The organism is Streptomyces malaysiense, assembly GCF_000980885.2.
GTDB lineage: Bacteria > Actinomycetota > Actinomycetes > Streptomycetales > Streptomycetaceae > Streptomyces > Streptomyces malaysiense.
The window spans coordinates 83,439-100,010 of the sequence record NZ_LBDA02000038.1 but is presented as its reverse complement, the minus strand read 5'-3'; the positions used below and the strand labels follow the sequence as shown (position 1 = coordinate 100,010).

Here is a 16,572-nt window from a genome sequence, read left to right as displayed (position 1 = left end):
GCACGACTGCGTGGCCCAGGCGGCCGTGGTCATCGGCGAGATCAGGCCGGGAAACAAGGGCCTCATCGCCTATGTGACACCCCTCGACGGGGCCCGCATCGACATCCCGGGCCTCCGCGCCCACGCCGCCGCGTCGCTCCCCGACCACATGGTCCCGGCGGCCTACGTCCCGCTGGCCGCCCTCCCGCGCACCACCAACGGCAAGCTCGACCGCCGGGCCCTGCCCCAGCCAGGCCCCGACGACCAGTCCGGCACGGGCCGGGGCCCCCGCACCCCCGCCGAAGAGGTCCTGTGCACCCTGTTCGCCGAGGTCCTGGGCCTGCCCTCGGCCTCCGCGGACGACGACTTCTTCCACCGCGGCGGGCACTCCCTGCTCGCCACCCGGCTGATCAGCCGGATCCGCGCCATCTGGAGCACGCACACGACGATCAGCGACCTGTTCCGCCATCCGACACCCGCGCGGCTCGCCGAGCACATCGCGGACGGTCCGGGCGGCGCCGGGGCCAACCCGCTGGAGGCGGTCCTGCGCATCCGCGGCTCGGCCCGGGGCGTGCCGGGCCCGGCGGACGGGGCGGCGCCGCCGCTGTTCTGCGTCCACCCGGTTTCCGGGATCAGCTGGGGATACGCCGGTCTGCTGCGGCACATCGGGGAGGATCACCCCGTCATCGGGCTGCAGTCCCGGCACTTCACCGAGCCCCAGCGCCGGCCCGCCTCCATCGCGGAGATGGCGGACGACTACCTGGCCTCGATCCGCGCGCTCCAGCCGCACGGGCCGTACCACCTGATCGGCTGGTCCTTCGGCGGCATGGTCGCGCACGCCGTCGCCGCCCGGCTGGAGCGGCTGGGTGAGGAGGTACGGCTCCTCGGGCTGCTGGACGCCTATCCGCTGCCGGAGGGCTTCGAACCGCGGCCGATCACCGGCGGGGACGTACTGCACGGCCTGCTCGGCGAGGTGCCGGCGGACGTGTCCGTCCACTGCGCCGACGGGGCGCCTGACGTACGGGAACTCGCACGGCTCGTAAGGGACCGGGCACCCGGGTTCGGCGAGCTCGACGGGCCGGGCGCGGCCGCCGTCGTCGAGGCGACGATCGCCAACCTGGACATCCGGCTGCGCCATGTGCCGGACCTGTCCTTCGGCGGAGACCTGCTCTTCTTCAACGCCATCGGCACACCGGCCCCGTTGACGGCCGCGGAGGCCTGGGCACCGTATGTGCGCGGGCGGATCGAGGAGGTCGGCATCGACTGCCGGCACGCCGAGATGACCGACCCCGAGCCGCTGCGCGCGATCGGAGAGGTCCTGGCCGGCCGACTGCGACCCGCCAGGCGTTAGGACCGCTACCGGCGGCCCCCCGCCCCACCGGCCGGCCACCGACCGACGGCCGACGACCCGTCACCCATCGTCCGCCGCCCGGTCTCCGGGCATCGGTCGGTCGCCGGCCGCGGCCGCGCACCGTGGTGACTGCCCGGGAACTGCCGCCCCAGCCACCGGACCCGGCCGATGCGCTTCCCTAACGTGAACGTGTCCGAACGGCCGACCCGGTACGCAAAGGAGCGGCCCGGCCTCCAGAGGAAGCAAGGGATATGGCTGATCATTCCGGCTGGCGCCTCGGTATCGCTTCGGCTCCCATCCATCACGGCGAGATCCTGCAGGGCGTCTTCCCCCACGAGGGCGGACTCACCAGGGGTCTGGTGACGCTCCCCTGCACCATCTACAAGACACACGCGGCCTTCATGCCGGCGCCCGGTGCCGAACTGTCGGTCTCCCCGGCCTGGAAGACCAAGGCCCTGCGCGCGGCCGAACTCACCATCGCCGCGATCAGCCCGGACGGGGAACACCCCGTGGGCGGTCACCTCGACCTCTCCGGCGACGTCCCGCTGTGCCGCGGCTTCGGTTCCTCGACGAGCGACGTCCTCGCGACCATCTGGGCGGTGAAGGACGCGTTCGTCAGCGCGCTGGCACCCGAGGACGTGGCCCGGCTCGCCGTACAGGCCGAACTGGCCTCCGACTCCCTTATGTTCGAGGAGACGTCGGTACTGTTCGCGCAGCGCGACGGCGAGGTCATCGAGGACTTCGGCTACCGTATGCCGCCGGTGCGCGTCCTCGGTTTCGGCTCGCGGCCGCAGCACAACGGGCAGGGCGTGGACACGCTCGCCTTCCCGCCGGCCAGCTACGGCACCGAGGAGACCAGGAGCTTCGCCGAGCTCCAGGCCATGCTCCGCGACGCCATCCAGACGAAGGACGCGGCCCTCCTGGGAGCGGTGGCCACGGCCAGCACCGAGATCAACCAGCGGCATCTGCCGATACCGGACCTCGACCGGATCCGCCGGATCGTCCGGGAGGTCGGCGCCCTCGGGGTGCAGGCCGCCCACAGCGGTGACATCGCCGGCATCCTCTTCGACCGCGACGACCGCGACGTCGAGGCCCGCACCGAACACGCGAAAGACCTTCTGCACAGCACGGGCATCCACGAGCAGTGGATCTTCACGACGGGTGACTGACATGACGACGACCGTGGTCGCGAGTGCCGCCAAAGTGCACTCGTCCGTAGTGGAAGCCACCGAGCTCCCGCGCATCATCCGACTCACCGACAACCTCTACGGGGCCGCCTTCAGCCTGATGAAGCTGCTGCCCGCCCGCTACATCATCGACCAGGCGGAGGCCGCCGGGACCCTGCTGCCGGGCACCCCGATCATCGAGACCTCCTCCGGTACGTTCGCCCTGGGCCTCGCCATGGTGTGCCGGCTGCGCGGCTACCCCCTCACCATCGTCGGCGACGCGGCGATCGACCGGGAGCTGTACACCCGGCTGACGATGCTCGGCGCGACCGTGGAGATCGTCGAGGACACCGGACAGCCCGGCGGCATCCAGGGCGCCCGCCTCGCCCGGGTGGAGGAACTGCGCCTGCTGCGCCCGGACAGCTTCGTACCGGGCCAGTACGACAACCCCGACAACCCGGCCGCGTACGGCTCGGTCGCCGAACTGATCGGCAACACCATCGGCTCGGTGGACTGCCTGGTCGGTCCGGTCGGTTCGGGCGGCTCCACCGGCGGTCTGGCGGCGGCGCTGCGGCCGGCCGACCCGACCCTGCACCTGGTCGGCGTCGACACCCACGGCTCGATCATCTTCGGTACACCGGACGGCCCCCGGATGCTGCGCGGCCTGGGCAGCAGCATCCACCCGGGCAATGTGCGGCACTCGGCCTACGACGAGGTGCACTGGGTCACCGCGCCCGAGGCGTTCCACGCCACCCATGAACTGTTCCGCACCCACGGCCTGTTCATGGGCCCGACCAGCGGCGCCTCCTTCCAGGTCGCCTCCTGGTGGGCGCGGCGGAACCCCGACAGCACGGTGGTGGCCGTACTGCCGGACGAGGGCTACCGCTACCAGTCGACCGTGTACAACGAGGCCTGGCTGCGCGAGCAGGGCATCACCCCGGCCGCCAACACGGCGGGCCCCGCCCTGGTCGACCACCCGCTGGACGCGCCGGCGACCTGGTCACGGCTGATGTGGGCGCGCCGGCGGTTCGACGACGTGATGGTGCCCGGAGCGAGCGCATGAAAGACCGGCTGCTCCTCCTGATCGAGTCCAACACCACCGGCACCGGCCGCCGGTTCGCACAGCGGGCGGTGGCGGCGGGCATCGAACCGGTGCTGCTCAGCGCGGATCCGGGGCGCTATCCGTACGCCGCCGAGGACGGGCTGCGCACGGTGGTCGTCGACACCGCCGACCCGCCGGCCCTCTGGCCGGCGGTGCGGGAACTGGCCGCGGACGCGGAGATCGCGGGCGTGCTGTCCAGCTCCGAGTACTTCGTGGCCACCGCCGCCGAGGTGGCGGCCCGGCTCGGGCTGCCCGGACCGTCCGCCGACGCCGTGCGGGCCTGCCGTGACAAGGCGTCACAGCGCCGCCTCCTCGCCGGTGCCGGGGTGCCGGTGCCCGGGTTCGCGGAGGCCGGCGAGGTCGCGGAGGCCGTCGGCGCGGCCTCCCGGCTGGGCCTGCCCGTCGTGGTCAAGCCGGTGCAGGGCTCCGGAAGCGTCGGCGTACGGCTGTGCGCGAGCCTCGGGGAGGTCGCCGACCACGCCGGCACCCTGCTGGCGGCCACCGCCAACGAGCGGGGGCTGACCGCGCCCACCCGGATCCTGGTCGAGTCGTATCTGACGGGCCGGGAGTTCTCGGTCGAGGTGGTCGGGCACGAGGCCGTGGCGGTCGTGGCCAAGCATGTCGGTCCGCCACCGGTGTTCGTCGAGACCGGCCACGACCTGCCCGCCGCCCTGCCGGCGCGGCAACGGGACGCCCTGACCGCGTGCGCGGTCGCGGCCGTGCGGGCCCTCGGCCTCGGCTGGGGCGCGGCGCACGTGGAGCTGCGGCTGGACGGGGCGGCGCCCCGGGTGATCGAGGTCAACCCGCGGCCGGCCGGCGGCATGATCCCCGAACTGGTGCGCCACGCCCACGGGATCGACCTGGTCACCGCGCAGGTACGGGCGGCCGCCGGGCTGCCGGTTTCGCTGGAGCGCGACCGGGACGCCGGGGCGTCGATCCGCTTCCTCACCGCCGACGCGGCGGGCACCCTCGGGCCGGCGGCCGCCGTCGAGGAGGCGCTGTCCCGGGCGCGGGCGGTGCCGGGGGTGGTCGACGCCGCGCTGTACCGCGCGCCGGAGGCGCCCGTGGGGCCCGCCGAGGACTTCCGCGGCCGGCTGGGCCATGTGATCACGACCGGACCCTCCGCCGCCGCCTCGGCGCGGGCGGCGCAGGAGGCGGCGGCCGTGCTGGCCCGCGCGCTGCGCCCCTCGGCCGAGCCGTCCGCGGTCCGGTCACCCGCTCGGGGCGACACCGCCTCGGACCGCAAGGAGACCGTATGAGTGCCATCGACGCCATCGACGCGCTCGGCGCCATCACCCGCCGGGCCGAACCTGCCGTTCGCGACGGGGCCGACACCGGCCGGCTGCGGACCACGCTCAACGGCGAGGCGCACCGGATCGTCTACGACCAGTACCTGCCGGGCTCCGGCTCCGGGCAGGACGGCCTGGTCCAGGAGCTGCGCCTGATCAGCGAGGTGGACCTGGCCCATCTGGTCATGCTGGCCGAACGCGGCATCGTGGACACCGGCCGGGTCGCGGTCCTGCTGGACACCATCTCCGGCCTGCGCGACGACGACTTCGCCGCCCTGCGCGGCATGCCCATGCCCCGGGGCGTCTACCTGGCCTACGAGGGCAGGCTGGTGGAGCGGCTCGGCGAGCGGATCGGCGGTGTGCTGCACACCGGACGCTCCCGCAACGACCTCAACGCGACGACAGTGCGGCTGAAGACACGCGGCCCGTACGGCGAACTCCTCGCCCAGGTGGCCGACTTGGCCGACATCCTGCTGGCCGCGGCCGATGTGTACCGCGATGTCACCATGCCCGCGTACACCCACGGCCAGCCCGCCGTGCCGATCACCTACGGGCACTACCTCACCGGTGTGGCCGGCTCGGTGCTGCGCGGTCTGGAGGCGCTGCTGGAGGCGGGCCGGGAGATCGACGTCAACCCGCTCGGGGCCGGTGCCGTCGGCGGCACCTCCGTCCGGATCGACCCGCACCGCACGGCCGAGCTGCTGGGCTTCACCGGTGCGGCACCGAACTCGGTCGACGCGGTCGCCTCCCGCGACTTCGTGCTGCGCCTGCTCGCCGCCTGCTCCACCCTCGGGGTGACGATGGCCCGGGTCGCCCGGGACCTGAGCACCTGGACGTCGGAGGAGTTCGGGCTGCTGCGGATGGCCGACGACCTGGTCGGATCCAGCTCGATGATGCCGCAGAAGCGCAACCCGTTCCTGCTGGAGCACATCCAGGGCCGGTCGAGCGCCGCCCTCGGCAGCTTCGTCGCCGCCTCCTCGGCGATGAGCACGGCCGGCTTCACCAACGCCATCGCGGTGGGCACGGAGTCGGTACGCCACCTGTGGCCGGGCCTGCGCGACACCCTGGACGCGGTCACCCTGCTGCGGCTGGTGGTGGCCGGCGCGGAGCCGGAGCGCGAGCGGATGGAGGAGCGGGCCGCCGGCGGCTTCACCACGGCGACGTATCTGGCGGAGTCCCTGGTGATGGACGGCATGCCGTTCCGCAAGGCCCACCATCTGGTGGGGGAGACGGTGCTGTCGGCCCTGGGCCGGGGTGTCTCGCTGACCGAGGCGGGCCGCGACCGGCCCGAGGTCGCCGCCCTCGCACCGGGGGACGGCTCGTCCTGGCTGGACCCCGCCGACGTCGCCGCCGCCTACGCCTACGGCGGAGGCCCCGGCGCGGACTCCGCCGAGGCGGCCCTCGGCCGGCTCACGGCGGAACTCGAACGGCTGGAGGACGAGGTGGCGGCGCGCAGGACGCGCTGGACGCGCGCGGCCGACCGGCTCGCCGCGACGGTGCGGGCGATGGTCGAGTCGTCATGACCGAAGGGGAAGAGCGGGAGGAGAGGGGCGGGCCGGGGCGCCGGCACGACTTCCGGCTCCTGTGGGGCGGGGAGACCGTCAGCAAATTCGGCAGCAGTGTCTCCGGCGTCGCCATGCCGCTGGTGGCCGTGGTGACCCTGCGCGCCGACACGCTGTGGGTGAGCGTGCTGGCGGCCGCCGCCTGGCTGCCCTGGCTGCTCTTCGGGCTGTCGGCGGGCGCCTGGGTGGACCGGGTGCGCCGGCGCCCGCTGATGATCGCCTGCAACCTGGGTTCGCTGGTGCTGCTGGCCAGTGTCCCCGTCGCCGCCTGGTGCGGCGTCCTCGGCATGGCGCAGCTGCTCGCCGTGGCCCTGCTGACCGGCTGCGCGAGCGTCCTCTTCTCGGTGGCGTACCGCGTCTATCTGCCGACCGTCGTGCCCAGGGAGGAGCTGTCCGCGGCCAACGCGAAGCTCCAGGGCAGCGAGTCGGTGGCGCAGCTGGGCGGTCTGGGCGCCGGCGGTCTGCTGGCGGGGGCCCTCGGCGCGGTGAGCGGGCTGCTGGCCGACGGGGCGACCTTCCTGGTCTCCACGCTGTGCCTGCTCGCCGTCCGCGGCCGGGAACCGCGCGCCGGGAAGCCACAGGCGCGCCCCGGACTGCGCGCCGAGATCCGGGAGGGCCTGCGCTACACCCTGCGCGATCCCTATCTGCGGGTGCTCACGGTCTACGGGTCGGTCACCAACCTGCTGCTGACCGGCTGCCAGGCCATCCTCACCGTCTTCCTGGTGCGTGAACTGGGCGTCGGCGAGGGCGCGGTGGGCTGCCTGCTCGCGGCGGGCGGCGTGGGCGGGTTCCTCGGCGCCCTCGCCGCGGGCCCGACGGCCCGGCGCTTCGGCACGGCCCGCGGCATGCTGCTGTGCAAACTCCTCACCGCGCCCCTGGGGCTGCTGATCCCGTTGGCGGGCGAGGGCGCGCGGTCCCTGCTCCTGGCCCTGGGCCTCGCGGGCCTGTCGGTGGGCGTCGTCTGCGGCAGCGTCATCCAGGGCGCGTTCCGGCAGACGTACTGCCCGCCCGAACTGCTCGGCCGGATCACGGCGAGCTACTCCGTCGCCAACTACGGATCGGTGCCGGTCGGCGCGCTGCTCGGCGGGGCGCTCGGCACGGCCCTCGGGCTGCGGCCGACGCTCTGGCTGCTGACCTCGGGACTCGCGCTCAGCAGCCTGCTGCTGCTGGTGAGACCGCTGGCCGGGCGCCGTGACCTGCCCACCGAGCCGGGGACGGGGAAGCGGGGCGCGACGGAGGCGGCGGCGGTGCCGGTGCGCTCGGCCACGGCCGGCGCGATGTGACGGGCCCCTCGTATGACCGCGTACGTCACCCCCTCCACGGCCGGGAGCAGCCCAGTGGAATCCACCCCCCAGCCCGTACGACGCGGTCTTCCGCCGCCGGGCTCCCCCGACCTGTGGCTGCTCAGGCTGTCCGACGCCTCGGACATCACCCTGAACGCCGCCACGCTGGACGCGTCCGAACGCGAGCGGTCCGCGTCCTTCGCCAGACCCGAGGACCGTGGCCGCTTCACGGCGGCGCACGGCACGTTGCGCGCGGTGCTGGGGTCCTATCTCGGGGTGCCGCCCGCGGAGATCCGCTACGCCCGGGAGACCTGCCCCTGCTGCGGCGGACCCCACGGCCGCCCCGCCCTCCTCGGCTTCCCCGCCGATCTCCACTTCTCGCTGTCGCACCGGAGCGACCTGGTGCTGATCGGCGTCGCGGGAGAGCCGATCGGGGTGGATGTGGAGCTGGTTCCCGACATCGGGGGGAGCGGCGAGCTGGCCCTGATGCTGCACCCCGACGAGCAGCGGGAGGCGTGGGCACTCGACCCGGTCCGGCGCCCGCAGGCCGTCGCCCGGCTGTGGACGCGCAAGGAGGCGTACCTGAAGGGCCTCGGCACCGGCCTCGGCCGCGACCCCGCCATGGACTACATCGGCCTGGGCGCCCCGGACGGCCCGCGCCCCCGGGTCGACTGGCACTTCCGGGACGTCCCGGTGGACCGCGGCTACGTCGCCTCGGTGGCGACGCGCGGACCGATGACCACCACCGCTCCACGCCCGGCCCGCGTCACCGGCCCCGGCACCGGCTGACGCCCGCGGTCTATGCTCACCTCATGCCCGGACCCGGAAGCTCCCGCACCCCGGTGCCTCCGGGGTCCGCTCGTGGAACGCATGGCGCAAGAGGCTGGTGACGTGAGGAGATGCTGAGAGAGGTCACCGCGACCCGCTACATCGAGCCCCTGCGCTCGGGCGGATCGGTCCCCGGGATCGTCGAGGCCGACGACCTGGGCACGTACGTCGTGAAGTTCACCGGTTCGGCACAGGGGCACAAGGCGCTGGTCGCGGAGGTGATCGTCGGGGAGCTGGCCCGCGCGCTCGGGCTGCGCTTCCCCGAGCTGGTCCTCGTGCACTTCGACCCGGCCGTCGCCGCCGCGGAGCCGCACCAGGAGGTGCGCGAGCTGCACAGCGCCAGCGCGGGGGTGAACCTCGGCATGGATCATCTGCCGGGCGCCCGCGACCTCACCCCGGAACTCGCCCGCGACTTCCCGCTGGACCCGCTGGAGGCGGGCCGGGTTGTGTGGCTGGACGCGCTGACCGTCAACGTCGACCGCACCGTGCACAGCTCCAACCTGATGGTGTGGCCCACCCTCGGCACCGTGCCGCCGCGGCTGTGGCTCATCGACCACGGGGCCGCCCTCGTCTTCCACCACCGCTGGGACACCACGGCCCCGGGCAAGCGGTACGACTTCCGCCACCACGCCCTCGGCCAGTACGGCCCCGACGTCCGCGCCGCCGACGCCGAACTCGCCCCGCGCGTCACCCGGGAGCTGCTGCGCGCGATCGTCGCCGAGGTGCCGGACGCCTGGCTGGCCGAGGACGCCGGGTTCGCCACGCCGGACGACGTGCGGGATGCCTACGTCGGCTATCTGCTGGCCCGGGTGCGGCTGTCGGCCGAGTGGCTGCCCACCGAGTTCCCGGGCCGAGAGCAGCTCGCCGCCGAGGAGAGCGCCCGCGCGGCCCGCACCCAGGCGGGCCGCCCGGACTGGCTGAAGCAGGTCCCCGACCTGCACGGGAGGCCGGCCGTGCAACACGACGGAGCGGTCCACCTGCGCTGACGGTTCCGGAGAGACGGCGGGGTGGCCCGGGGCGGGAGCCCCGGGCCACCCGAGACCGGCCGGGGCTCAGCCCCTGAGCTGCTCGTACGCCGGCAGTGTCAGGAAGTCGGCGTAGTCCTCGTCCAGGGACACCCGCAGCAGCAGATCGTGCGCCTCCTGCCAGTGCCCGGCGGCGAACGCCTCCTCACCGATCTCCTCGCGGATGCTGCCGAGTTCCCCGGCGGCGATCTCGCGGGCCAGCTCGGGCGTCGCCTTCTGGCCGTTCTCGAACTCGACGCCGGCGTTGATCCACTGCCAGATCTGGGAGCGGGAGATCTCGGCGGTGGCCGCGTCCTCCATCAGGTTGAAGATGGCGACCGCGCCGAGACCGCGCAGCCACGCCTCGATGTAACGGATGCCCACCTGCACGGCGTTGACCAGGCCGGCGTACGTCGGCTTCGCCTCCAGCGAGTCGACGGCGATCAGGTCGGCGGCCGACACGTGCACGTCCTCGCGCAGCCGGTCCTTCTGGTTCGGCTTGTCGCCGAGGACCCGGTCGAAGGACTCCATGGCGATCGGCACCAGGTCGGGGTGGGCGACCCAGGAGCCGTCGAACCCGTCGTTCGCCTCGCGGTCCTTGTCGGCGCGGACCTTCTCGAAGGCCACCTTGTTGACCTCCGCGTCCCGGCGGGAGGGGATGAAGGCCGCCATGCCGCCGATCGCGTGCGCGCCCCGCTTGTGGCAGGTGCGCACGAGGAGTTCGGTGTAGGCGCGCATGAACGGGGCGGTCATCGTCACCGCGTTGCGGTCCGGCAGGACGAACCTCGGCCCGCCGTCGCGGAAGTTCTTCACGATGGAGAACAGGTAGTCCCAGCGTCCCGCGTTCAATCCCGAGGCGTGGTCGCGCAGTTCGTAGAGGATCTCCTCCATCTCGTAGGCCGCCGTGATGGTCTCGATCAGCACCGTGGCGCGGACGGTGCCCTGCGGGACGCCGACGTAGTCCTGCGCGAAGACGAACACGTCGTTCCACAGGCGTGCTTCGAGGTGCGACTCGGTCTTCGGCAGGTAGAAGTACGGGCCCTTGCCGAGGTCGAGCAGCCGCTGGGCGTTGTGGAAGAAGTACAGGCCGAAGTCCACGAGCGCGCCCGGCACCTGGTCGCCGGCGGCGTCGACGAGGTGCCGCTCGTCCAGGTGCCAGCCGCGCGGGCGCATGACGACGGTCGCCAGCTCCTCGTCGGGCCGCAGCGCGTACGACTTCCCGGAGCCGGGGTCGGTGAAGTCGATGTCCCGGCTGTAGGCGGCGATCAGGTTGAGCTGGCCGAGGACGACGTTCTCCCAGGTGGGCGCGGATGCGTCCTCGAAGTCGGCGAGCCAGACCCGGGCGCCGGAGTTGAGCGCGTTGATGGTCATCTTGCGGTCGGTGGGCCCGGTGATCTCGACGCGCCGGTCGTTCAGCGCGGCCGGGGCCGGGGCGACCCGCCAGGAGTCGTCCGCGCGGATCGCGGCGGTCTCCGGCAGGAAGTCGAGCGTGGAGGTGCGGGCGATCTCGGCGCGGCGCTCGGCCCGGCGGGCCAGGAGTTCGTCACGGCGCGGGGTGAACCGCCGGTGCAGCTCCGCCACGAAGGCGAGCGCCGCATCCGTGAGGACCTCTTCCTGCCGGGGCAGGGGCTCGGCGTCGACGATGGCCAGCGGGGACGGCGCTGGTGCGGACATGAGCTGTCACTTCCTTCAGCGGTGGCACCACGTGCCAAGTGGCACGAAAGGGATGAATCGCGCCCGCTGTGCGGCCGGACGCTTCTGAGCAGTGGATACTAGTTTCCTCATCGTGGAACTTCAATGGTTTGTTGATGTCGAGATTCTCCGGGTCGAGGCAAGCTGACGCCGGGTGCCACCCCGTTCACTCAAGGTGGCTCAGGTCGGCCTCGGTGTCGATGTCGTAGGGCCGCGCCACATCCGCGCACTCCACCAGCCGGACGGCTCCCTCGTGGGCCTTCAGGTAGTCGCGGGCGCCCCGGTCGCCGGTGGCGGCCGCCGCGATCCCCGCCCAGTGGGCCGCCCCGAACAGCACGGGATGCCCGCGCGTCCCGTCGTACGCCGCCGAGACCAGCGCGTTCTCGCCGTCGTACGCCCCGAGGACCCGGGCCACCGCCTCGGGTCCGATGCCCGGCTGGTCGACCAGGCAGACCAGGGCCGCCCGTGCGTCCGTCCGGGCGAGCGCGGCGAGTCCCGCGCGCAGCGAGGAGCCCATGCCCTCGGCCCAGTGCGGGTTGTCCACCAGGGCGCAGCCGTCCAGCTCCGCCCGCTCGCGCACCTCCGTGGCCCGCGCGCCCAGCACGACATGGATCCGCCCGACCCCGGCCGCCCGCAGCACCCCCACCGCGTGCTCGACCAGGGGCCGTCCGTGGTGTTCCAGCAGTGCCTTGGGCCGTCCGCCGAGCCGTCTGCCGCCCCCGGCGGCCAGCACCAGGCCGGCGACCCGCGCGGCGGGCTCCTCGATGTCCGTCATGGCTCCTGCATACCCGACGGCGGCCCGGCTTTCAGGATTCCGTGGGCTGAATTTCGGCATGCCCTGTGGCGCTCGCCGGGCCGGGTGGCGTTTACTGACCCGCGCACGACGGCGTGGCTGCCTGGGGAGGGCTGCTTTGCGGAGCTTGGGGCACAGGCCGGTGACCGGCGGTGAAGGGGACCCGAGGGTGACGGAGCTGCGCCTGGCGGTGACCCGCTTACGCCGCGAACTCGCCGCCCTGCGCACGGACTTCCCGGACCGTGCGATAGCCGAGGACGAACTGGCCGCGCTCGCCGCCATGACCTGCGACGGCTTTCCTGAGATACCCCGGCTGCGCGGCTCCCTGCTTCTCCTCGCGGGCGCCATCGGCTCGATGAGCGCCCTGTCGGGGGCCCTGCGGGACGTCAGGGCCGCGGTGGACCTGTTCGGGGAACCCGCGCGGCGGGGCCAGGGGGCACTGCCCCGTCCGGATCGGCCCTCCGACGCGAACAGCCCCCGCCCCTGAGCCTGTGCGCGGATGCGGCGGTACGACGCGGCCGGCGCCCCGCTCGCCTCCGGCCGGGGCGGTTCCCGGTGTACCGCCCGGCCTCGCGGAGCCGGTCGGTACGGGCGGCGCCGCGGACCGGCTCGCGCGGCCGGGGTCCCTCGCCGGCGGCGCCCCCTCCGGGGCGGCCGGACCGGCCGGGACTACGTGCCGGAACTGGCCAGCGACCGGGACAGCTCGGCCGCGACCTGCTGGAGCACCGGCACGATCTTCTCCGTCGCCTCCTCGGTCACCCGGCCCGCCGGCCCCGAGATGGAGACCGCCGCGGCGGTGGGGGAGTCGGGCACGCAGACGGCGAGGCAGCGCACCCCGATCTCCTGCTCGTTGTCGTCCACGGCGTACCCCTGCCGCCGCACCTCCGCCAGCGCCGCGAGGAACCCCTCCGGCGTGGTGATGGTCCGGTCCGTCGCCGCGGGCATCCCGGTGCGGCCCAGCAGCGCCCGCACCTCGTCGTCCGGCACCGCCGACAGCAGGGCCTTGCCGACGCCCGTGGAGTGCGGCAGCACCCGCCGGCCGACCTCGGTGAACATCCGCATCGAGTGCTTGGACGGCACCTGTGCCACGTACACGATCTCGTCGCCGTCCAGCAGTGCCATGTTCGCGGTCTCGCCGGTCTCCTCCACGAGCTGTGCGAGATACGGCCGTGCCCAGGTGCCGAGCAGCCGGGACGCCGACTCCCCGAGCCGGATCAGCCGGGGGCCGAGCGCGTAGCGCCGGTTGGGCTGCTGGCGCACGTAGCCGCAGGCGACCAGGGTGCGCATCAGCCGGTGGATGGTGGGCAGCGGCAGCCCGCTGGTCGCGGACAGTTCGCTCAGGCCGACCTCGCCGCCCGCGTCCGCCATCCGTTCCAGCAGGTCGAAGGCGCGCTCAAGGGACTGGACCCCGCCACCGCCGGAGGCCTTGGCGGATTCGGGGGTGCTGGCGCTCGACGTCGGCACGGCACGTTCCTTTCGGGGCGGACGGAGGGCAGCAGCCTACCCGGCAGACGGTTGACTCCCCGCTTGTGCGGAGCTACGTTCTGCTTGATGGAATTCTAATTCCGCTTTGTGGAAACGTCCAGGGTGTCATCCCCGGCCCGCCATCGGGTGGACGCCCCTTGACGGCGCCGAACGGGGAGTGAAGACTCCTTCAACAGAACGTTGAAATCCGTTTCATGGCTGTATATCCCGTTCCCCGGGCGCGAAGGCCCGGGTGTCTCGACGGCGGTACGGAAAGGGGTCCGGGTGTCCGACGCTGAACTGGTGCTGCGCTCGACACGCGTCATCACCCCGGAGGGGACACGGGCCGCCACGGTCACCGTGTCCGCCGGGACGATCACGGCCGTGCTGCCGTACGACGCCGAGGTCCCGGTCGGCGCGCGCCTGGTGGACGTCGGCGACGACGTGCTGCTGCCCGGCCTGGTCGACACCCATGTGCACGTCAACGACCCGGGCCGCACCGAGTGGGAGGGCTTCTGGACCGCCACCCGTGCCGCGGCCGCCGGCGGCATCACCACCCTGGTCGACATGCCGCTGAACTCCCTGCCGCCGACCACCACCGTCGAGCATCTGCGGATCAAGCGGGACGTTGCCCGGGACAAGGCGCACATCGACGTCGGGTTCTGGGGCGGGGCCCTGCCCGGCAACGTCAAGGACCTGCGCCCGCTGCACGACGCCGGGGTCTTCGGCTTCAAGGCGTTCCTGTCCCCGTCCGGGGTGGAGGAGTTCCCGCATCTCGATCAGGAACAGCTCGCCCGCTCCCTCGCGGAGATCGCCGGCTTCGGCGGCCTGTTGATCGTGCACGCCGAGGACCCGCACCACCTGGCCGCCGCCCCGCAGCACGGCGGTCCCCGCTACGCCGACTTCCTCGCCTCGCGCCCGCGCGACGCCGAGGACACCGCCATCGCCGCGCTGATCGCGCACGCCCGCCGTCTGGACGCCCGGGTGCACGTGCTGCACCTGTCCTCCAGCGACGCGCTGCCGCTGATCCGCGCCGCCCGCGCCGAGGGCGTCCGGATCACGGTGGAGACCTGCCCGCACTACCTCACCCTCACCGCCGAGGAAGTCCCCGACGGCGCCAGCGAGTTCAAGTGCTGCCCGCCGATCCGCGAGGCCGCCAACCAGGACCTGCTGTGGGAGGCGCTCGCCGACGGCACCATCGACTGTGTCGTCACCGACCACTCGCCCTCCACGGCCGACCTGAAGACCGGTGACTTCGCCACCGCCTGGGGCGGCATCTCCGGCCTCCAGCTCAGCCTCTCCGCCGTGTGGACCGAGGCCCGCGAGCGGGGCCACACCCTGGAGGACGTCGTGCGCTGGATGTCCGCGCGCACCGCCGCCCTGGTCGGACTCGACGCCCGCAAGGGCGCCATCGCACCCGGCCGCGACGCCGACTTCGCGGTCCTCGCCCCCGAGGAGACCTTCACCGTCGACCCGGCCGGCCTCCAGCACCGCAACCGGGTCACCGCGTACGCCGGCCGCACCCTGCACGGCGTCGTCAGGTCCACCTGGCTGCGCGGCGAACGCATCATTTCCGACGGAGAGTTCACCCCGCCGAAGGGCACGCTGCTCGACCGCCCCTGAGCCCTGCCCCGGCCAGGGGCACCCCCGCAGACCCATCCGGCCGACTTCCCGAGAGGAACCACTGATCACCGTGACGGCGACACCAGGTTTTACCGGCGACGCGAACCCCTACGGAGGCGGTGACCCGTACGCGGACTACCGCACCGCCGACTTTCCCTTCACCCAGTACGCCAACCTCGCCGACCGCCGCCTCGGCGCCGGTGTCGTCGCCGCCAACGACGAGTTCTTCGCCCAGCGCGAGAACCTGCTGGTGCCCGAGCGCGCCGAGTTCGACCCCGAGCACTTCGGGCACAAGGGCAAGATCATGGACGGCTGGGAGACCCGCCGCCGGCGCGGTGCCGGCGCCGACGACCCCTGGCCCACCGCCGAGGACCACGACTGGGCCCTGGTCCGCCTCGGCGCCCCCGGGGTGATCCGCGGTGTCGTCGTGGACACCGCCCACTTCCGCGGCAACTACCCGCAGGCCGTCTCCGTCGAGGCCGCCTCGGTCCCCGGCTCGCCCTCGCCCGCCGAACTGCTCGGCGGCGACGTGAAGTGGACCACCCTCGTCCCGCGCACCCCCGTCGGCGGCCACGCCGCGAACGGCTTCCCCGTGTCGCTGGAGCAGCGCTTCACCCACCTGCGCGTCAACCAGCACCCCGACGGCGGCATCGCCCGCCTGCGCGTGTACGGCGAAGTCGCGCCGGATCCCGCGTGGTTGGCGGCGCTCGGCACCTTCGACACGGTCGCCCTGGAGAACGGCGGCAGCGTGGAGGACGCCTCCGACCGCTTCTACTCGCCGGCCACCAACACCATCCAGCCCGGCCGCTCCGGAAAGATGGACGACGGCTGGGAGACCCGGCGCCGCCGCGACCGGGGCCACGACTGGATCCGCTACCGGCTCGTCACCCAGTCCCGCATCGGCGCCGTCGAGATCGACACCGCGTACCTCAAGGGCAACAGCGCCGGCTGGGCATCGGTCTCCGTGCGCGACGGGGAGGACGGCGACTGGCGCGAGATCCTGCCCCGCACCCGCCTACAGCCCGACACCAACCACCGGTTCGTCCTGCCGGAACCGGCCGTCGGCACCCACGCGCGCATCGACATCTACCCCGATGGCGGCATCTCCCGGCTGCGCCTGTACGGCGCCCCGACCGAGGCCGGTGCGGCCCGACTGGCCGCGCGGCACCAGGAACTGGGCGGCTGACACACCGTCACACGGATCGAGGGGCGGGCACCGCGGGGAGGCGGGAGCCCGCCCCTCGTGCTGTCCGCGGTGCGTGCCGCCCGTACAGCGAACCAGCCGCCCACGGGGGATGAAAGGGGCCGAACGGCCCCATCGCACAGGGCCGGACGGCAGCGGGACCGCGGTGCGATACTGCCTCGTCTTCCGGCCGGACCCGCGGCGCCGTGGGCACGAGTGGACCGCCACCGTCTTCTTCCGGCGGTGCACTCGC

At 73.5% G+C, this 16,572-nt stretch carries 14 protein-coding genes; 11 read left to right on the top strand and 3 right to left on the bottom strand.

The genetic code is table 11. The annotated features are described in order from the left end of the window. The 8 genes from VT52_RS17470 to VT52_RS17435 form a co-directional block, all read left to right on the top strand. Nucleotides 1-1,330, top strand: a 1,330-nt coding sequence (locus VT52_RS17470) for an alpha/beta fold hydrolase (RefSeq protein WP_240509786.1), incomplete at its 5' end; no start/stop codon positions are given. A gap of 251 nt (nucleotides 1,331-1,581) precedes the next feature. Beyond that, on the top strand, nucleotides 1,582-2,499 hold the full coding sequence (locus tag VT52_RS17465; protein WP_046426999.1) for a GHMP family kinase ATP-binding protein: 918 nt from the start codon (nucleotides 1,582-1,584) through the stop codon (nucleotides 2,497-2,499). A 1-nt stretch (nucleotide 2,500) separates the two neighbouring features. Beyond that, nucleotides 2,501-3,559 carry a PLP-dependent cysteine synthase family protein gene (locus VT52_RS17460; protein ID WP_046427000.1) on the top strand — a complete coding sequence of 353 codons (1,059 nt, stop codon included), beginning with the start codon at nucleotides 2,501-2,503 and terminating at the stop codon, nucleotides 3,557-3,559. Further along, nucleotides 3,556-4,857 (top strand): ATP-grasp domain-containing protein, encoded by a 1,302-nt coding sequence (locus VT52_RS17455; RefSeq protein ID WP_046427003.1) that lies wholly within the window; start codon nucleotides 3,556-3,558, stop codon nucleotides 4,855-4,857. Before VT52_RS17460 ends, VT52_RS17455 begins: the two co-directional genes overlap by 4 nt. Then, on the top strand, nucleotides 4,854-6,410 hold the full coding sequence (gene argH / locus VT52_RS17450) for an argininosuccinate lyase (RefSeq protein ID WP_053055696.1): 1,557 nt from the start codon (nucleotides 4,854-4,856) through the stop codon (nucleotides 6,408-6,410). The genes VT52_RS17455 and argH overlap by 4 nt, the downstream gene beginning before the upstream one ends. Further along, entirely contained in the window at nucleotides 6,407-7,732 is a 1,326-nt protein-coding gene (locus VT52_RS17445; protein WP_046427005.1) for an MFS transporter, read from the top strand. Before argH ends, VT52_RS17445 begins: the two co-directional genes overlap by 4 nt. Before the next feature lie 54 nt (nucleotides 7,733-7,786). Continuing rightward, a complete protein-coding gene (locus VT52_RS17440; RefSeq protein WP_053055698.1) occupies nucleotides 7,787-8,521 on the top strand; it encodes a 4'-phosphopantetheinyl transferase family protein in 735 nt (244 codons plus the stop codon). Nucleotides 8,522-8,631: 110 nt separating this feature from the next. After that, nucleotides 8,632-9,546, top strand: coding sequence for a HipA family kinase (locus tag VT52_RS17435; RefSeq protein WP_046427009.1), 915 nt, complete (start codon nucleotides 8,632-8,634; stop codon nucleotides 9,544-9,546). Between the two features lie 66 nt (nucleotides 9,547-9,612). On the opposite strand, the gene aceB is transcribed toward VT52_RS17435, so the two are convergent. Continuing rightward, on the bottom strand, nucleotides 9,613-11,238 hold the full coding sequence (aceB, locus tag VT52_RS17430) for a malate synthase A (protein WP_046427011.1): 1,626 nt from the start codon (nucleotides 11,236-11,238) through the stop codon (nucleotides 9,613-9,615). A 184-nt stretch (nucleotides 11,239-11,422) separates the two neighbouring features. Continuing rightward, entirely contained in the window at nucleotides 11,423-12,031 is a 609-nt protein-coding gene (locus tag VT52_RS17425; protein ID WP_046427012.1) for a nucleotidyltransferase family protein, read from the bottom strand. 160 nt (nucleotides 12,032-12,191) lie between these two features. Here VT52_RS17425 and VT52_RS17420 point away from each other — a divergent pair, with 160 nt between their 5' ends. After that, nucleotides 12,192-12,536 carry a DUF5955 family protein gene (locus VT52_RS17420; RefSeq protein WP_046427014.1) on the top strand — a complete coding sequence of 115 codons (345 nt, stop codon included), beginning with the start codon at nucleotides 12,192-12,194 and terminating at the stop codon, nucleotides 12,534-12,536. Nucleotides 12,537-12,718: 182 nt separating this feature from the next. Here the strand turns inward: VT52_RS17420 and VT52_RS17415 are convergent, their stop codons facing one another. Continuing rightward, nucleotides 12,719-13,513: an IclR family transcriptional regulator gene (locus tag VT52_RS17415; protein WP_046427016.1), complete on the bottom strand. Its 795-nt coding sequence runs from the start codon at nucleotides 13,511-13,513 to the stop codon at nucleotides 12,719-12,721. Nucleotides 13,514-13,798: 285 nt separating this feature from the next. Between VT52_RS17415 and allB the strand changes: the two genes are divergently transcribed. Both allB and alc read left to right on the top strand, forming a co-directional pair. Then, nucleotides 13,799-15,136: an allantoinase AllB gene (allB, locus tag VT52_RS17410; RefSeq protein WP_046427018.1), complete on the top strand. Its 1,338-nt coding sequence runs from the start codon at nucleotides 13,799-13,801 to the stop codon at nucleotides 15,134-15,136. Between the two features lie 70 nt (nucleotides 15,137-15,206). Next, nucleotides 15,207-16,322: an allantoicase gene (gene alc, locus VT52_RS17405; protein ID WP_046427020.1), complete on the top strand. Its 1,116-nt coding sequence runs from the start codon at nucleotides 15,207-15,209 to the stop codon at nucleotides 16,320-16,322. The last annotated feature ends 250 nt before the right edge of the window (nucleotides 16,323-16,572 follow it).